10 protein-coding genes and 1 tRNA gene are annotated in these 16,194 nt (G+C 74.6%); 5 read left to right on the top strand and 6 right to left on the bottom strand.

The window, feature by feature from the left end; all coding sequences use genetic code 11:
* Positions 1–282 precede the first annotated feature (282 nt).
* On the top strand, positions 283–1,017 hold the full coding sequence (locus ACZ6EJ_RS03210) for a bifunctional DNA primase/polymerase (RefSeq protein WP_469264151.1): 735 nt from the start codon (positions 283–285) through the stop codon (positions 1,015–1,017).
* Between the two features lie 425 nt (positions 1,018–1,442).
* Here the strand turns inward: ACZ6EJ_RS03210 and ACZ6EJ_RS03205 are convergent, their stop codons facing one another.
* From ACZ6EJ_RS03205 to ACZ6EJ_RS03195, 3 genes are all read right to left on the bottom strand, one after another.
* Complete coding sequence (locus ACZ6EJ_RS03205; RefSeq protein ID WP_469264150.1) at positions 1,443–2,408, bottom strand: DUF5926 family protein; 966 nt, start codon at positions 2,406–2,408, stop codon at positions 1,443–1,445.
* A 294-nt stretch (positions 2,409–2,702) separates the two neighbouring features.
* Positions 2,703–3,383 (bottom strand): ATP-binding protein, encoded by a 681-nt coding sequence (locus tag ACZ6EJ_RS03200; RefSeq protein ID WP_469264148.1) that lies wholly within the window; start codon positions 3,381–3,383, stop codon positions 2,703–2,705.
* A gap of 73 nt (positions 3,384–3,456) precedes the next feature.
* Positions 3,457–4,293 carry a glycerophosphodiester phosphodiesterase gene (locus ACZ6EJ_RS03195; RefSeq protein WP_469264146.1) on the bottom strand — a complete coding sequence of 279 codons (837 nt, stop codon included), beginning with the start codon at positions 4,291–4,293 and terminating at the stop codon, positions 3,457–3,459.
* 201 nt (positions 4,294–4,494) lie between these two features.
* On the opposite strand from ACZ6EJ_RS03195, the gene ACZ6EJ_RS03190 reads away from it, so the two are divergent.
* Together ACZ6EJ_RS03190 and ACZ6EJ_RS03185 are read left to right on the top strand one after the other, a co-directional pair.
* A complete protein-coding gene (locus tag ACZ6EJ_RS03190; protein WP_469264145.1) occupies positions 4,495–6,024 on the top strand; it encodes a S1C family serine protease in 1,530 nt (509 codons plus the stop codon).
* 87 nt (positions 6,025–6,111) lie between these two features.
* A tRNA-Ser gene (locus ACZ6EJ_RS03185) sits at positions 6,112–6,198 on the top strand.
* 247 nt (positions 6,199–6,445) lie between these two features.
* On the opposite strand, the gene ACZ6EJ_RS03180 is transcribed toward ACZ6EJ_RS03185, so the two are convergent.
* Together ACZ6EJ_RS03180 and ACZ6EJ_RS03175 are read right to left on the bottom strand one after the other, a co-directional pair.
* Positions 6,446–7,480, bottom strand: a complete 1,035-nt coding sequence (locus ACZ6EJ_RS03180) for a hypothetical protein (protein WP_469264143.1) — start codon at positions 7,478–7,480, stop codon at positions 6,446–6,448.
* Between the two features lie 189 nt (positions 7,481–7,669).
* The gene (locus ACZ6EJ_RS03175; RefSeq protein ID WP_469264141.1) at positions 7,670–8,620 is read right to left on the bottom strand and encodes a bifunctional DNA primase/polymerase; all 951 of its coding nucleotides are present in this window, start codon (positions 8,618–8,620) and stop codon (positions 7,670–7,672) included.
* 554 nt (positions 8,621–9,174) lie between these two features.
* On the opposite strand from ACZ6EJ_RS03175, the gene ACZ6EJ_RS03170 reads away from it, so the two are divergent.
* Complete coding sequence (locus tag ACZ6EJ_RS03170) at positions 9,175–9,741, top strand: SigE family RNA polymerase sigma factor (protein WP_469264140.1); 567 nt, start codon at positions 9,175–9,177, stop codon at positions 9,739–9,741.
* Positions 9,742–9,946: 205 nt separating this feature from the next.
* Positions 9,947–11,596, top strand: a complete 1,650-nt coding sequence (locus ACZ6EJ_RS03165; RefSeq protein ID WP_469264139.1) for a long-chain fatty acid--CoA ligase — start codon at positions 9,947–9,949, stop codon at positions 11,594–11,596.
* Between the two features lie 119 nt (positions 11,597–11,715).
* Here ACZ6EJ_RS03165 and ACZ6EJ_RS03160 read toward each other — a convergent pair whose 3' ends face one another.
* On the bottom strand, positions 11,716–16,032 hold the full coding sequence (locus ACZ6EJ_RS03160; RefSeq protein ID WP_469264137.1) for a hybrid sensor histidine kinase/response regulator: 4,317 nt from the start codon (positions 16,030–16,032) through the stop codon (positions 11,716–11,718).
* Positions 16,033–16,194 lie beyond the last annotated feature (162 nt).

Here is a 16,194-nt window from a genome sequence, read left to right as displayed (position 1 = left end):
TCGCGCTGTGACGCCGCCCCGGCTCGGCCCGCTCGGCTCGACCCGTACGGCCCCGCACCGTTCGACTCCGCTCGATTCTGCTCGGTTCGGCTCTGTTTCACCCAGATCGGTTCTATTCGGATCGGTTCCACTCGGCTCGGCTCGGCTCACGCTCGGTACCGACGGCACATCCGTACCGCAGAACTGATGAGTACGTACGCACAGCGAAGAGACGCGCACGAGGTGTTCCCCACCCCGTGGCGTCATGTGGACTCGGCGTTCAACGGAAAGGAACGAGCGCTCATGCGCGAGATCCTCGGAAGGCGACGCAGGCTCCGGCTCCGGCGCAAGGAGGAGACCGCCCGGCTCGACGCGGCCCTGACCTGCGCCACCGTATGGCAGTGGCCCGTGCTCCCCGGAGTCGGAACGGCGCCGGCCGCCCCGCGCGGTGAGCGCGGCCCCGGTTGCGCCTGCCCGGAACCCGACTGCGTCGTCCCCGGCGCACACCCCTTCGATCCCGGCCTGCTGGCGGCCACCACGGACGCGCGCATGGTGCGCTGGTGGTGGACCAACCGGCCCGCCGCCCCGGTGATGCTGGCGACCGGCGGCCGCGGCCCCTGCGCGGTGAGCCTGCCCGCCGCGGCCGGCGCCCGCGCGCTGACCGTCCTCGACGCCCTCGGTATGCGGATCGGCCCCGTCGTGGCGACGCCGACCCGCTGGTCGCTGCTGGTGGCCCCGTACACCCTGGAACGGCTCGGCGAGCTGCTGTACGCCAAGGACTGGGTGCCCAGCTCGGTCCGGTTCCACGGCGAGGGCGGCTACCTGGTCCTCCCCCCGTCCGGGACCGGCGCGGGCCAGGTCCGCTGGGAGCGGCCCCCCGCACCGCTCGACGCCTCGGCCCCGACGTCCCGCAGGCGGGCGAAGGGCGGCGGCCCCGTGGCCGCGGCGCCCTGGCTCCCGGACGTCGAGGCCGTCCTGGACGCCCTGGTCGAGGCCGGCACCGGCGCACCGGGCGGCGGCAGCCGCCTCGCGTACTGACCGGCACGCCGACGCGCCCCGCCCCGGCACTCCTGGGGCGGGGCGCACTGCTGCTCGGACACCGGCCTGCCGCGACGTCAGAAAGCCGGTGGCGCAGGTGTCCTGACGGCACGACCTGGCGGTACGACGGCGGCGTACGGGAGACGGGACCGGCGACGGCCGCTCCGGGAACGGGACTTCGCGGCGTCGGGAGGGGGGTATGGGCGGGGCGGTCGCGCGCGGGGCGTGTCACCGGGCGGGCCGCGGCCGGAAGAACTGAACGCTCGGTCGCTGGCGACGGGGGATGCACCAGCGACCGAGCTTTTAGAACCGTAACAAGAGATCTGCCGTTCGCAAATTCGATCTCGGCGGCGGAGACGGCGATTTACCGATGAGTACGGGGAGTTGTGACACGGGTCACCGCGCGGGGCGGGACGCCGTGCCCGTCAGCTCAGCGTCACCTGGCGGTTGGTGAGCCCGCTGCGCGCGCGACGCTCCTCGGCGGTGAGCGGGGCGTGGGACGCGAGCGCGGACGCCAGCCGCTCCGCGAACGCGGCGGCGGGCTTCTCGCACGCCTCGGCCCCCATCGAGCTGGGCAGGTCCCAGACGGGGACCACCAGTCCGTGCGCCCGGAACGAGCCGACCAGCCGGGTCCCTTCGCCGAGCGAGGAGACGCCCGCGGCGTGCAGCCGGGCGAGCGCGTCGAGAAGCCGCTCCTCGGGGTGGGGCATGACCCAGCGGAGGTGGTTCTTCTCCGGGGTCTCGCACCAGTACGCGGCGTCGACGCCGACGAGCCGCACCGTCGGGATCGCGGCGGCGTTCGCGCGCTCCAGCGAGGCGGACACCTCGGGCGCCGCGTTCTCCGCGTCCGGCACCCAGAACTCGAACCCCGTGTGGACGTGCGGTGCGAACGCGGCGCCGGGGTCGAGGAGGTCCTGGAGGCGCGGCCCGTCGGCCGGCACACGGCGGGCGGTCACCGGCGAACCGGGCTCGGCCTCCAACGCGCGCTGGAGGGTGTCCGCGAGGTCCCGGCCGAGGTCGCCGGAGGAGGTGTCGTTCTGGAGGGCGAGCAGGACGGAACCGTCGTCGCGGCGCAGCGCCGGCCACGCCATCGGCAGGACGGTGGCGAGCGTCACCGACGGAACGCCGTCGGGCAGCCCGTCCTTGAGGGCCAGCTCGACCGTGGCGGCGGGCACCAGCTCGCGCAGGGCGACCCAGTCGCACTCGCCCGCGAGCCCTTCGAAGGGCCGGTGCACGAGCTCGGTCACGGCCTGGGCGGCGGCGCGTCCGTGACACGCCTTGTAGCGGCGGCCCGAACCGCAGGGACAGGGCTCACGGGCTCCGACGACCGGTACCTCACCGTCCTTGAGCTGCTGCTTCCCGGCCTTGGACTGAGGGCGCTTCTTGGCCATGGTGGGCATTCTCCCGAGTGCGACGGTGCGTATCGGCGCGAGCCTAGCCGCCTCGGCGCACGGCGCGGCACCGTGTCGGGCGTGCGGGGGGCCGGGGGAGGCAGGTGTACGGGGCGGTGGGTGTGCGGGGGCCGGTCGGCTGTGCGGGCGTACGGTGGCCGGTCGGCTGCGCGGGGACCTGCCGGTGCTCCGGGCGTACGGGGGCGGTCGGGGCTCCGGGCGTACGGGGGCCGGTCGGGCCCAGGGACCTCCGGCGGCCCGGCGGTCCGCGGGCGTACGGGGGCCTCTCGGCGGTCAACTCAGGTCGTCGAAGACCTCGGACAGGTCCAGCCCCGGAAACCCGGCCAACCCCGCGACGCGTCCACGGCCGATGACGCCGCGGCCGTCGCGGCTGGTGCCGTTCGTGCCGCCGTCCCCGTCGAGAGCGCCTCCACTGAGGTCGGACGGCTTCTGGGAGGAGACCAGGGCCCAGACGGTGACCTCGCCGGACACGTCGTCCCGGACGCCCCACTCCTCCGCCAGGGCGTTGATGATGTTGAGCCCCCGGCCGCCGCGCGCCGTCACCGAGGGGGTGGACGGGACCGGGCGGGTCGGACCGCCGCCGTCCGTGACCTCCACGGTCAGCGCGCCCTCGGAGTCCACGTGCCACGCGGCGCGGATGTCGCCGTCGCCGACGTCGGTGTGCCGCCCCAGCGGTCTGCCGTGGCGGCAGGCGTTGCTGAGGAGTTCGGAAAGGATCAGAACTGCGTCGTCGACGACCGCCTCGGGGACCCCGGTGCCGAGCAACTGCTTCCGCATCCGGTGTCGTGCCTGCCCCACGCCGGCAGGGCCATGAGGAACGGCCATGCTCGACGATGCGGGCACCTCTTGTGCCGCCACCAACGCCACCCCCGAGACCTCCTTTGCCCCACGCCACGGGTTGGATGCCCCACTGAGCTGGACCGGAAACCGGCCATCGCACTGCCGGTGACGCACTCGTGACGATCGGATGCGCCGTGAATGCGCCGGTGCACTCCCCGTAACACGATCATCGGACGATGTTCAGGGGCTAGTTACGGCCCAGTTGGGACAGGACCTGTCTCGGACGGTTGGTGATGATCGCTTCGACGCCCAGCTCCGCGCAGCGTTCGACGTCGGCCGGTTCGTTCACGGTCCACACGTGCACCTGGTGTCCCGCGCGATGCAGCCGTTCGACGTAGCCGGGGTGGTTGCGCACGATCCGCATACCGGGTCCGGCGATCCGGGCGCCGGCGGGCAGGCGGCCGTCGCGCAGCCGGGGCGAGACGAACTGCATCAGGTAGACGGTGGGCAGCGTGGGGGCCGCTTCCTGGACGCGGTACAGGGAGCGCGCGGAGAAGCTCATGACGCGGACGGGGGAGGGCCCGTCGGCGGGCGGCCTGGCCAGGTCGAAGCGGTCGAGCAGGTGCAGCAGCCGCTCCTCGACCTGCCCGGCCCACCGGGTGGGGTGCTTGGTCTCGATGGCCAGTTGCAGCGGCCGCCCGGTCGCCCGTACCTCGGTGAACAGCTCCAGAAGCCGTTCCAGCGTGAGGACGGAGGTCAGCTCGCCCGGCACCGGATTCCAGTCGGGCGACTCCTCGCGGTCCTTCCAGGAGCCGAAGTCGAGGGCGGCGAGGTCGGCCAGCTCCAGGGCGGACACGGCGCCGCGCCCGTTCGACGTACGGTTCACCCGACGGTCGTGGACGCAGACGAGATGCCCGTCCGCGGTCAGCCTGACGTCGCACTCCAGGGCGTCGGCGCCGTCCTCGATCGCCTTGCGGTACGCGGCCAGGGTGTGTTCGGGAGCGTCGTCGGAGGCCCCGCGATGGGCGACGACCTGGATCGGGCCGTGCGGTCTGGGGTGCCGTACATGGGTCACCCGAGTCATGGTGTCACCGCTGCGGGGGTGGCTGAGCCCATGTCACCCTGGAGGCCTGTTTTGTCTGATGTAAAGATTGGTGGGCGGATGCACAGGTCCTGCTTACAGTGGCCAGACGCGCTGTGGGAAAAGCTGACCTCATACACGTGCACAGCGGATTTCCTGCCGAATGCCGACTGGATGCCGAGTGGAACCGAGGAGTAAAGAGCTGTGAGCACCGAGAACGAGGGCAACGAGGGCAACGCGGTACCGGCCGTGCCGTCCGTTCCGTCCGCACCTCCCGTGCCGCCCGCCGCTCCCGCGCCGGCCCCCGAGGGCGCCGCCCCTCCGTCACCGGTGGCGCCGGCCCAGGACACCACGCACACACCGGCCCCGCACACCCCCGGCGCGTCGGCGCACGCCGAGGCGCCGCGCCACAACCCCACGCACCAGGGCGGCCCGGCCGCCCCCTCCGCGCCGCGGCCCCCGCAGCACTCCCCGTACGGCGCGCCGTCCGAGCCCCCCGCGGGCGCCGCGGCCTGGCCGCCGCCCGCGGTCCCGTCGTACGCCGGGGGAAGCGGCCACGGTCCGGTGTGGGGCGCTCCGGTCCCGCCCGGCGGCGGCGAGCCGGCGCGCGGCAAGCGCCGGAGCGGCGGGCTGGTGGCGGCGGTGGCCGTGGCGGCGCTCGTCGCGGGCGGCGTCGGCGGCGCGCTCGGCTTCGTGGCGGCCGACCGCAGTGACGACCGGTCCTCCGGCGGCTCGACGACCATCTCCGCGTCGGACAGCCCGAGGGACCTGAAGCGCCCCGCCGGCACGGTGGCCGGGGTCGCGGCGAAGGCGCTCCCCAGCGTGGTCACCATCGACGCGCAGGGCGGTGGCGGCGAGGGCGGCACGGGCACCGGCTTCGTCTACGACAAGGAAGGCCACATCCTCACCAACAACCACGTCGTGGCCTCCGCGGCGGAGTCGGGCGAACTGTCGGCGACCTTCTCCGACGGCAAGAAGTACGCCGCCGAGGTCGTCGGCCGGGCCCAGGGCTACGACGTCGCCGTGCTCAAGCTGAAGAACCCGCCCGCGGGCCTCGCCCCCCTGCCGCTGGGCAACTCGGAGGGCGTCGCGGTCGGCGACTCGACGATCGCGATCGGCGCGCCCTTCGGCCTCTCCAACACGGTCACCACGGGCATCATCAGCGCGAAGAACCGCCCGGTCGCCTCCGGGGACGGCTCCAGCAACAAGAACTCGTACATGAGCGCCCTGCAGACCGACGCCTCGATCAATCCGGGCAACTCCGGCGGCCCGCTGCTGGACGCGACCGGCGCGGTCATCGGCATCAACTCCGCGATCCAGTCCACCGGCGGCGGCCTCGGCCAGTCCCAGGCCGGCTCCATCGGCCTCGGCTTCGCGATCCCGATCAACCAGGCGAAGAACGTCGCCGAGCAGTTGATCAAGACCGGTCAGCCGGTCTACCCGGTGATCGGCGCGACGGTCACGATGGAGGAGAAGACGGGCGGCGCGACGATCCCCACCGAGGGCGCGGACGGCACCGCCGCCGTCACTCCGGGCGGCCCGGCGGCGAAGGCGGGCCTCAAGGCGGGCGATGTGATCACGAAGTTCAACGACACGGTGATCGACAGCGGCCCCACCCTCATCGGCGAGATCTGGACCCGCAAGCCCGGCGAGAAGGTGACCCTGACCTACCAGCGCGACGGCAAGACGGCCACGGCCGAAGTCACCCTGGGCCAGCGCCAGGGCGACAGCTGACCGGCTAGGCTGTCCCACGCGTCGAACCGGCCCCACACGGGCCTGACGGACCCGTCGCCCTGCACGGGCGCGGTGCGGCCGACGCGGGGTGGGTTGCCCGAGCGGCCTAAGGGAACGGTCTTGAAAACCGTCGTGGCAGCGATGTCACCGTGGGTTCAAATCCCACACCCACCGCAGATGAACGGCCCCCGACCAGGTGCATCGGTCGGGGGCCGTTCGCGTTGCGCTGCCGCGCGGGTCGCGTCGTTCGCGGGCTGCCGGGTGGTCGGCGGGAGCGGGTGGGCGGGCTGCCGGGTGACGTCGCCGGTCGGGGAGCGGGGGGTGGCTCGACGACGGGGGCTCAGGTCGACGCCGTCCAGGGAGGCGGGGCCGGGGCGCCCCGAGGGCGTCGCCGTCCAGCTCCGCTCCGCGTGCGCAGGTGTCATGGCGTCGGGGACGGTTGGAGTGCGCCCAGGGCGGTGGGCATGTCCTTCTTCCTCGTGACGACGAGGACCGGTACGCCTCCGTCCTCGCACTCCAGGACCAGGGCCCGGCCGTCGTAGTCGGGACGGCCCGCAGGGTCCGTGGTGCGGGGGCGGCGGACGCGCAGGGGGGTCAGGGTGCGGGGGGTCTCCTTGCGGTGGAAGGCCCCCGTGGGGTCGGGGGTCGTCGCCAGGAGGCCGGGGCCGGCGACCAGGAAGCCCGCGTCGCCGGCGTACGGGACGTTTCCCAGGACCACGCCGGGGAAGCACGTCTCCTCGGCGGGCGCGGACGGGCGCACGGTGATCGCGTCCCCGCCCCGGTCGCGTCGCCGCAGGAAGGGTACGGCGGCCGCGCAGCCCGCCAGGACCACCAGTGCGCCCAGGCCGGTGAGGCGCAGGGCCCCGCCGATGTCGTCGGTCGGCCAGGGCGCGGCCGCGCCGAGCAGGGCGAGGGCGGCCCCGCCGCTGAGCGTGAGGCCGACCTGCCAGGGGTGGGCCCTGGTCGAGCGGCGCCCGGTCCGGGACATGGCGTACGCGCCCATCAGGAAGGCCGTCCCGTAGAGGCCGAGGCCGAGGCCGGCGGCGAGGGGGGTCCGGTAGCCGCCGCGCGGGTCCGCGTTGGTGGAGCGGCGTGCCGTGGGGAAGTCGACGTACCGGATCTGGCCCCGCCAGTACGTGACCCGGACGTCCGCTCCGGGCCGGGCGACCGGGTCGTGCTTCGGGCTGCCGTCGATCCGGGTGCGGCTGGACGTCCCGTCGGCCTCGGTGACGTACAGCCAGTACGAGGACGTCTTGCGCGTCGTCTCCTTCTCGGTGCGGTCGATCGTCGCCGCGACCGTACGCAGGCAGTCGTCGTCCCGGTCGCCGGAGGCCGGGCACGCGGTCGCCGTGGTGAAGGCGCGCTCCGCGTCGCGGGCGCCGACCACGGGGATCAGGAGCAGCCAAGCGGAGGCCAGCACGAACACCGTGCCGAGCGCTGCCGCGGCGCGCGTCATCGAACGGCTTCTGGTTTCGGGCTCACTGCTCTGCGTCGGGGTCACCCCAGCATTCTGTAGCGGGGGGAGGACAAGGGGCAGGGGCGTTCCCCGCACATTCCCGGCCCGCTTCCTGCCGGAAACCGGCAACGGGGCCGGGGCGGCGGGAGAGGGGCGCGCGGGCGCGGCCGCCCGGTCGGGTGCGAGCGGTCAGGCCGCGCCCGGCCGGTACGGGCGCCCCGCCACGCCGCCCCGTCCCGACGTCAGCCGGGCGGCCGAGGCGATCGCGGCGCGGGCCTCGTGCTCCGGGAGTCCGGTGCGTACGGCGGCGGCGGTGAGGGCGTCCGCGAGGGCGTCGCCGAAGCCGTGTTCGTAGGCCCGGCAGGCGGCCCAGAACAGGCGGGTGTTGCGCTGGCCCTCGTGGGCGGCCATGACGAAGTGCACCAGGCCCTCGCCCCGGCGGCCGGGGTCGGCGGGCCCGGCGGCCCCGTGGGCCCCGCCGGATCCGCGGATTCCGGCGGCGGGCCCGGTGCGGGCGGGCGGGGGCGTCAGGAGGCGGAGGAGGGACCGGGGGCAGGGGGCCGGGGCGAGGCGGGCGGTGCGGGGGGCCAGGCGGTACCGGCCGTGGGCGGTGACCGAGCCGGGGCCGACCAGGTAGCCGCCGGCGCCCCGGATGTCGATGCCGGGGGCGAGGCGGCCGGCGGAGTTGGGGACCGTCACGTCGGCGGGGCCGGTCAGCCAGAGGTGCCGGCCGCCGCTGGGGGTGAGCACGGTGACCGTCGGCGGGATGGTGAACAGGTGCTGGAGGGCCAACTGCCGGAGTGCGCCGGCGGAGTCGTCGCCGTTGGCGGTGTCGACGTCCAGGTCGATGCCGATGAGGCGGTGCGGGGCGCGTCCGCAGGCGATGCCGTAACCGGTGGCTCGGGGCGCGGCGGCGAAGAGGGCGCGGACCGCCGCCGGGTCGGTGGTGGCGTCGTACACCCCGTGCCCCGGCAGCCCGCACGCGCCCCGGCACAGTGTCGCCGGCTGCTCGCCCCGGTGGGGGGAGCGCAGCGCGGGGAGCTTGGTCGCGGAGAGGGGGAAGACGGGGAGCCCCCGCTCGGCGGCGGCGAGCGCGTGGGCGAGGGCCAGGGTGGGGGTCTGCCGGTCGGTGATGGCCATGGAACCATTTTCGTACACGCGTTCGAGTATGGGAAGGGGGGTCCCCGTCCGAGCAGGGTGGATCCGCGGTGGCGTGCGGCACGGCTTGGGTGAGGGAGTGCGCGACGAGGCGGCTCGTGTGAAGGGGTGGCTCGTGCGACGGGGTGCGTGGCGGTGCGGCTCGTGTGAAGGGGCGGCTCGTGCGACGGGGTGCGTGGCGGTGCGGCTCGTGTGAAGGGGCGGCTCGTGCGACGGGGTGCGTGGCGGTGCGGCTCGTGTGAAGGAGCGGCCCGCACGAGGGGGTGTGTGATGGCGTGGCTCGTGCGAAGGGGGGCGCGGGTGAGGGGTGCGTGCCCTCGCGCGAGCCGCCGCCGCTGCCTCGGCCGGCTCCGGCGGTCGGTGGCTGGTCGGCGGCCGGTCTTCGGTTCCGGGCCCCGCGGCGGACCCTGACGGCCTGCGCGCCGTCCCTCCCCCTCCAGGAGGTGGACGGCGTGCCGCCCCTACAACCTGAGGCGGACGGAGCTTCGGGACCTGGGGCCGATCCCCGCGGCGACGGCCACTCCTAGCGTGGAGGCATGACCACGCCAGTCCGCACGGACGCCTCGGTGGGGGTGGCCCCTGCCGCAGCCACCGGCCACCCCCACGCGCCCTACGCGTCCTTCTCCTCGTACGTACGGGCGCGGGGGCCGGTCCTGCTGCGCACCGCGCGGTCCCTCACCGCGAACCCGTGCGACGCGGAGGATCTGCTGCAGACGGCGCTCGCCAAGACGTACGTCGCGTGGGAGCGGATCGAGGACCACCGGGCGCTGGACGGCTATGTGCGCCGCGCCCTGGTGAACACCCGCACCTCGCAGTGGCGCAAGCGCAAGGTCGACGAGTTCGCCTGCGAGGAGCTGCCCGAGCGGGAGGCCATGGCGGCGCCGGACCCGGCCGAGCGGCAGTCGCTGCACGACGCGATGTGGCGCGCGGTGCTCAGACTGCCGGACCGCCAGCGCCAGATGGTCGTGCTGCGTTACTACGAGGACCTCAGCGAGGCGCAGACGGCGGAGGTGCTCGGAGTGTCCATCGGTACGGTCAAGAGCGCCGTCTCCCGCGCCCTCGGCAAGCTCCGCGAGGACCCGGAGCTCACGCCGGTCCGCTGAGCGCGCCCACCCCGCCCCGGTCGCCGTCGCCCGAAGCCCCCGCGGCGGTCGAAGGGCGACTCAACGGTCCGGCTCCGGCGCCGCTGCGGCCGTTCCGCGCGGGAGTGGACCAGGAATGTTCGCCCATGAGTAGTGACATACCAGATGGTATGTGCGCAGAATCAGCGGAACCTTACTGCCGCGTAGCGCCCAACGGGAGGACGCCGTGCTCAGCACCATGCAGGACGTACCGCTGACTATCACCCGCATCCTGCACCACGGGATGACCATCCACGGGAAGTCGCAGGTCACGACCTGGACCGGCGAGCCCGAGCCGCATCGGGTCTCCTTCGCCGAGATCGGGGCACGCGCGGCGCGACTGGCCCACGCGCTCCGCGAGCTGGGCGTCGACGGCGACCAGCGCGTCGCGACTCTCATGTGGAACAACTCGGTTCACCTGGAGGCATACCTCGCCGTTCCTTCCATGGGCGCGGTGCTCCACACCCTCAACCTCCGGCTGCCTCCGGAGCAACTGGCATGGATCGTCAACCACGCCGACGACAAGGTGGTGATCGTCGACGGGACGCTGCTGCCCCTCCTCGTCCCGCTGCTGCCCCACCTGCCGTGCGTCGAGCACGTCGTCGTCTCGGGGCCGGGCGACCGCTCCGCGCTGGTCGGCGTCACGCCGCGCGTGCACGAGTACGAGGAGCTGATCGCGGACCGCCCCACCACGTTCGACTGGCCCGAGCTGGACGAGCGCCAGGCCGCGGTCATGTGCTACACCTCCGGCACCACCGGCGACCCCAAGGGCGTCGTCTACTCCCACCGCTCCCTCTACCTGCACTCGATGCAGGTCGGTTTGCCGGAGTCGATGGGCCTGACCGACAAGGACACCACCCTCATCGTCGTGCCGCAGTTCCACGTGAACGCGTGGGGGCTGCCGCACTCGGCGTTCATGACCGGCGTCAGCATCCTGATGCCGGACCGGTTCCTCCAGCCCGCACCGCTCGCCGACATGATCGAGCGCGAACGCCCGACGCACGCGGCCGCGGTCCCCACCATCTGGCAGGGCCTGCTCGCCGAGGTCACCGCCAACCCGCGCGACCTCACCTCCATGGTGCAGGTGACCATCGGCGGCGCGGCGTGCCCGCCCTCGCTGATGGAGGCGTACGACAAGCTCGGCGTCCGGCTCTGCCACGCCTGGGGCATGACGGAGACCTCGCCGCTGGGCACCGTGGCCCACCCGCCCGCCGGACTGAGCGAGGAGGAGGCGTGGCCCTACCGGATCACGCAGGGCCGCTTCCCGGCGTCGGTGGAACCCCGGTTGGTCGGCCCCGACGGCGAGCGCCTGCCGTGGGACGGCGTGTCCGCCGGTGAGCTGGAGGTACGCGGTCCGTGGATCACCGCCTCCTACTTCGGCGGGGCCGACGGCGAGGTGCTGCGCCCCGAGGACAAGTTCAGCGAGGACGGCTGGCTGAAGACCGGCGACGTCGGGGTGATCAGCCCCGACGGCTTCCTCACCCTCACCGACCGCGCCAAGGACGTGATCAAGTCCGGCGGCGAGTGGATCTCCAGCGTGGAGTTGGAGAACGCGCTGATGGCTCACCCGGACGTCGCGGAGGCGGCCGTCGTCGCCGTACCGGACGAGAAGTGGGGCGAACGGCCGCTCGCGACCGTCGTGCTCAAGGAGGGCGCGACCGGGACCGACTACGAGGCGCTGAGGACGTTCCTCGCCGCGTCGGGCATCGCGCGGTGGCAGTTGCCGGAGCGCTGGTCGGTGATCGCCGCGGTGCCGAAGACGAGCGTCGGCAAGTTCGACAAGAAGGTGATCCGGAAGCAGTACGCGGACGGCGAGCTGGACGTCACCCAGCTCTGAACGCCTCCCCGTCCCGCCATGTTTCACGTGAAACATGGCGGGACGGTAAGGGTTTCACGTGAAACATGGCGGGGGCGGTACGGGAATCCCGTACCGCCCCCCCCATGCCGCGTGAGCGGTCAGTTGGTGCCGATCTTCGCCAGCAGGTCGACGATCCGGGACTGGACCTCGTCGCTGGTCGACCGCTCCGCCAGGAAGAGCACGGTCTCGCCCGAACCGAGGCGCGACAGGTCCGATGGGTCCATTCCGGCCGAGGTGTAGACGACGAGCGGGGTGCGGTTCAACTGCCCGTTGGCCCGCAACCAGTCGATGATCCCGGCGCGCCGGCGGCGTACCTGCATCAGGTCCATCACCACCAGGTTCGGCCGCATCCGGCCCGCCAGGTCGACGGCCTCGCTGTCCGTCGCGGCGCGCGCCACCTGCATCCCGCGCCGCTCCAGGGTGTGGGTCAGCGCCACCGCGATCTCCTCGTGCTCCTCGATCAGGAGTACGCGCGGCGGATGCTGCTCGCTGTCGCGGGGGGCCAGCGCCTTGAGCAGGACGGCCGGGTCGGCCCCGTACGCCGCCTCCCTGGTCGCCTGCCCCAGCCCCGCCGTGACGAGCACCGGCACCTCGGCGGCGACGGCCGCCTGACGCAGCGACTGCAGCGCGGTACGGGTGATGGGCCCGGTCAGCGGGTCGACGAAGAGCGCGGCGGGGAACGCGGCGATCTGGGCGTCCACCTCCTCGCGGGAGTGCACGATCACCGGCCGGTAGCCCCGGTCACTGAGCGCCTGCTGGGTCGGCACGTCGGGCGCGGGCCAGACGAGCAGCCGGCGCGGGTTGTCCAGCGGCTCGGGCGGCAGCTCGTCGTCGACCGGGTAGGGATGGGGCCGGTTCGCGACCTCGACCGCCCCTCCGGGCCCGTCCAGCGGCTCGGGACCTTCGGCGCCCTCGTCGGGCGCCCCTATGGCGTACGCGCGCCCCTCCGCCACGGGCGGCGCGAGCAACTGCCCGTCGCCGTAATCGGGCCCGCTCGCGGGGGCGGGCGGTACGGGGCGGCCGGGCCGGGCCTCCCCCGGCTCGCCCGGCGCCTGGACAGGGCCCTGAGCCTGGTCCTGCTTCGTCGCCTGGCGCTGCTGGGGACCCTGGTTCTGACCCGGAAGCCGGTGCTGCTGCGCACCGTGGCTCTGCTCCGGAGGCCGGTGCTGCTGGAGGCCCTGGTTCGGGCCGGGGGTCCGGTGCTGCGGGGGGCCGGGAGGGGGGCTCGTCCGTCCGGCGCGGTCCTGCTGCGATGCGGCTTCCGGCGGGGCGGCGAGCTTACGACGGCGGCCCTGCGGCACCGGTTGGGCCGGTGGGGCCTGCGGGGCCGGGCGCCCCTGCTGGGGCGGGGTGAGGTGGGGGGCGAACGGCACGCCCTGGCCCAGCGTCCGCACGCTGAACGCACGCCCCTGCGTCGAGTCCGGGTTGCCGCCCGGCGGCGGCTCCTCGACGGGCAGCGGCTGCCGTCGCGCGCCCGGAGCCGGCCCGGCCGCGTCGTCGTCGGCCGGGAGCGCCCCCTGCTCGGCGGCGGATGCCGCACCGGTGGCACGGGCGGTCGGCCCGGCGGCGGGCGCGGGCTGCCCGAGATGCGAGCCGGCGGGACGCTCGGCGGCCGCGGGCCGGCCGCCCGGCCCGTCACCGCCCCACGAGGCGTCCTCCGGAACCGGTGTCGGTGCCGCCGTCCGGCGTCCAGCCTGGACCGGACCCTGCGGTACGCCACCGTCGTGCGCGACCGGGGCGGCCGGGTAAGGCTGCCCGGACCCCTCGGGCGCCGGCCAACCGGGCTGCGCCGGGGCGACGGGGTGCGCCTGCGGCGGCGTGTGCACGGCGTCCGGGGTGCTGCGCCCGTGGTGCGAGGGGCCCGCCCCGCCGGGAGCGGCCGCGGGCCCCGGCGTCGGAGCCCGGTCCGCGTCGGCCGGAGGGAGCGCGAAGGCGGTCCGCGGCCCGGTCTCGGCGGCGGTGCGCTCCTGGGCGAGGGACAGCGCGCGCCGGGCCCGCCGCCCCCCGGCCTGCGGGGGCTGCTCCGGAGCCGTACCGGCTGCGCTGCCGGACGCGAGGGCGGGCAGCGCCGGTCGGTCGTCGCCGTCGTGCCGGGCCCGCCGCCCGGTGGGCGGCACCGGCTGCTGCGGGTCCACCGGAACACCCTGCGGCGGCACGGTCTGCCCGAGCTGCGGGCGAGCGCCGACCCCTTGGGCGCCCTCGGCGGCGGTGACCACGGACCCCTCCGAGGGCACTCCGGACGTCAGGGCCAGAGCCTGCCGCTGGGGCGGGTGCTCCGGCGACGCCGCTCCGGGGCGGCCTGCCGCGCCCGGCTCGACCTCGGCCGGGCTCGGGCGGCCGCGCCGGCGCCCGGAGCCCTCGCTCTGCTGGGCCGGGAACGACTCCGCGCCCTGCTCCTCCTCCGGCGCGGCCGGACCGCGGCGCGCCCTGCGCCGACCGGTCGGCTCGGCGTCCGGGCGGTCGTCGGGGGACGGGGGCACGGCCCCGCCGTCGCCCGCACCCTCCGGCGCGGGGACGGGCCTGCCCAGGAACGCGTCGGTGGACGGCCTGCGCGCCCGCCGCCGCCCGCCACTGGTGACGCCCGGCGCCCCGAGGTCCCCCGGGGGCGAGTCCGCGCCGCCGCCTGCCGGCGGAAGCGCGCCGCCCGGCGCGGAGGCGTCTCCCGCCCCCGACGCCTGCTCGTCCGTCGAACCGCGTTCCGCCGCGTGCCCCGGAACGGGTGCGTGCGGCACGTGTCCCGGCGTGTTCGGGGCCGCGATGGTGCCCGAACCGGAGCCGATCGGCACGTCGAGCACGTACGCGCTGCCGCTCATCCCCGGCATCTCGTGCGTCTGGAGCACCCCGCCGTGCGCCTGGACGATGCCGCGCACGATCGGTTCGTGGACCGGGTCGCCCCCCGCGAACGGGCCGCGCACCTCGATCCGTACGACGTCTCCGCGCTGGGCCGCCGCCACGACCACGGTGGAGTCGACGTATCCGCCGCCGGGGACGGGGCGGGTCTTCCCCGTCGAGTCGACCCCGGCCACGTCCGCGACCAGATGGGCCAGGGCCGTCGCGAGCTGCCGCGCGTCCACCTCGGCCTCGATCGACGGAGCGTGCACGGCGAACTGGGCGCGCCCCGGCCCGATCAGCTCGACCGCCCCGTCGACGCCGGCCGCCACGATCGCGTCGAGCATGGCGGGGGCCTTGACCAGGCCCTCCGCGCCCGTGTCGAGGCGCTGGTAGCCGAGCACGTTGTCGATGAGCGTGGTCATCCGCGCGTACCCGGCGGCGAGGTGGTGGAGGATCTGGTTGGCCTCGGGCCACAACTGCCCGGCCGGGTCGGCGGCCAGTGTGGACAGCTCGCCGCGCAGCTCCTCCAGGGGCCCGCGCAGCGAGCCGCCGAGGACGGCCGTGAGCTGGGAGTGCTGGGCGGTCAGGGCGGCGAGGCGCTCGGCCTGCTCCTCCAGCTCGGCGGCGTACCGCTCGGTCCGGTCGGCCAGCTCGGCCGTGTGGGCCTCCTTGAGCGCGGCCAGCTCGGCGGCGTGCGCCTCGCGCAACGCCTCGACCTCAGCGGTGTGGCTCTCGGTCAGCTCGGCGACGGCGCCCTCGTGCTGGGCGGACAGCTCCTCGTACGGCCTGCGGTCGGTGAACGTCATCACCGCGCCGACGAGCTGCTCCCCGTCCCGTACCGGTGCGGTCGTCAGATCCACCGGCACCCGTGCGCCGCTCTTGGACCAGAGCACCTGCCCGCGCACCCGGTGCTTGCGCCCGGACCGGAGGGTGTCGGCGAGCGGCGACTCCTCGTACGGGAACGGGTCGCCCTCCGCCCGCGAGTGCAGGATCAGGGGGTGCAGCTCCTGGCCGCCGAGGTCGCTGGCCCGGAAACCGAGGATCTGCGCGGCCGCGGGGTTGACCAGGACGACGCGCCCGTCCGTGTCCGTGCCCACGACGCCCTCGGAGGCGGCGCGCAGGATCATCTCGGTCTGCCGCTGCGAACGGGCCAGCTCGGCTTCGATGTCGACGGTTCCGGAGAGGTCCCGTACGACGAGCATGAGGAGTTCGTCGCCGGTGTAGCTGGAGTGGATGTCGTTGTAGGCGGCCTGCCCGCTGTCCAGGCTCGCGCTGGTGACCTCGACCGGATACTCGTGCCGGTCGGTGCGGCGCGCGATCATCCGCGTCGGCTTGGTCCGGCCCTGCGGGTCCGCGGACTCCGGTCGGCGCATCGAACCCGGAATCAGCTTGGAGTCGAACTCCGGCAGCAGATCGAGCAGTCCGCGACCGACGAGCGCGGTGCCCGGCGTCTCGAACATCTCCAGGGCGATGGAGTTGGCGTTGACGACCGTGCCGTTGCAGTTGACGAGCAGCAGCCCGTCAGGAAGGGCATCGAGTATGGCTGCGAGGCGAGCAGTGCCTCGGGACGGCCTGCTGCTCACGACGACGCTTCCTCCCTGGTTACCGCACCTTGCCGACAGCCGGCCCCATCTTGCTCCTCGGACCGCACGCTGTCACTGGAGGAGTCTACGGGCTGGGAAAGCTCCGGGGTCGGCGGATGAGGAGGAGCTCTCACCAAGGTTCTGTGCACGCGGTGTACGCCG

The organism is Streptomyces sp. NPDC041970 (assembly GCF_055588985.1).
Note: the sequence above shows the minus strand (reverse complement) of the source record. Positions and strands in the feature narration are given on the sequence as shown.

What these genes read in the sequence shown, in the direction of transcription:
- ACZ6EJ_RS03180 (WP_469264143.1), bottom strand. Translation starts at nt 7,480, where the DNA reads ATGACGCGCGCCGCGGCAGCGCTCGGCACGGTGTTCGTGCTGGCCTCC.
- ACZ6EJ_RS03170 (WP_469264140.1), top strand. Translation starts at nt 9,175, where the DNA reads ATGACCACGCCAGTCCGCACGGACGCCTCGGTGGGGGTGGCCCCTGCC.
- ACZ6EJ_RS03210 (WP_469264151.1), top strand. Translation starts at nt 283, where the DNA reads ATGCGCGAGATCCTCGGAAGGCGACGCAGGCTCCGGCTCCGGCGCAAG.
- ACZ6EJ_RS03195 (WP_469264146.1), bottom strand. Translation starts at nt 4,293, where the DNA reads ATGACTCGGGTGACCCATGTACGGCACCCCAGACCGCACGGCCCGATC.
- ACZ6EJ_RS03205 (WP_469264150.1), bottom strand. Translation starts at nt 2,408, where the DNA reads ATGGCCAAGAAGCGCCCTCAGTCCAAGGCCGGGAAGCAGCAGCTCAAG.
- ACZ6EJ_RS03175 (WP_469264141.1), bottom strand. Translation starts at nt 8,620, where the DNA reads ATGGCCATCACCGACCGGCAGACCCCCACCCTGGCCCTCGCCCACGCG.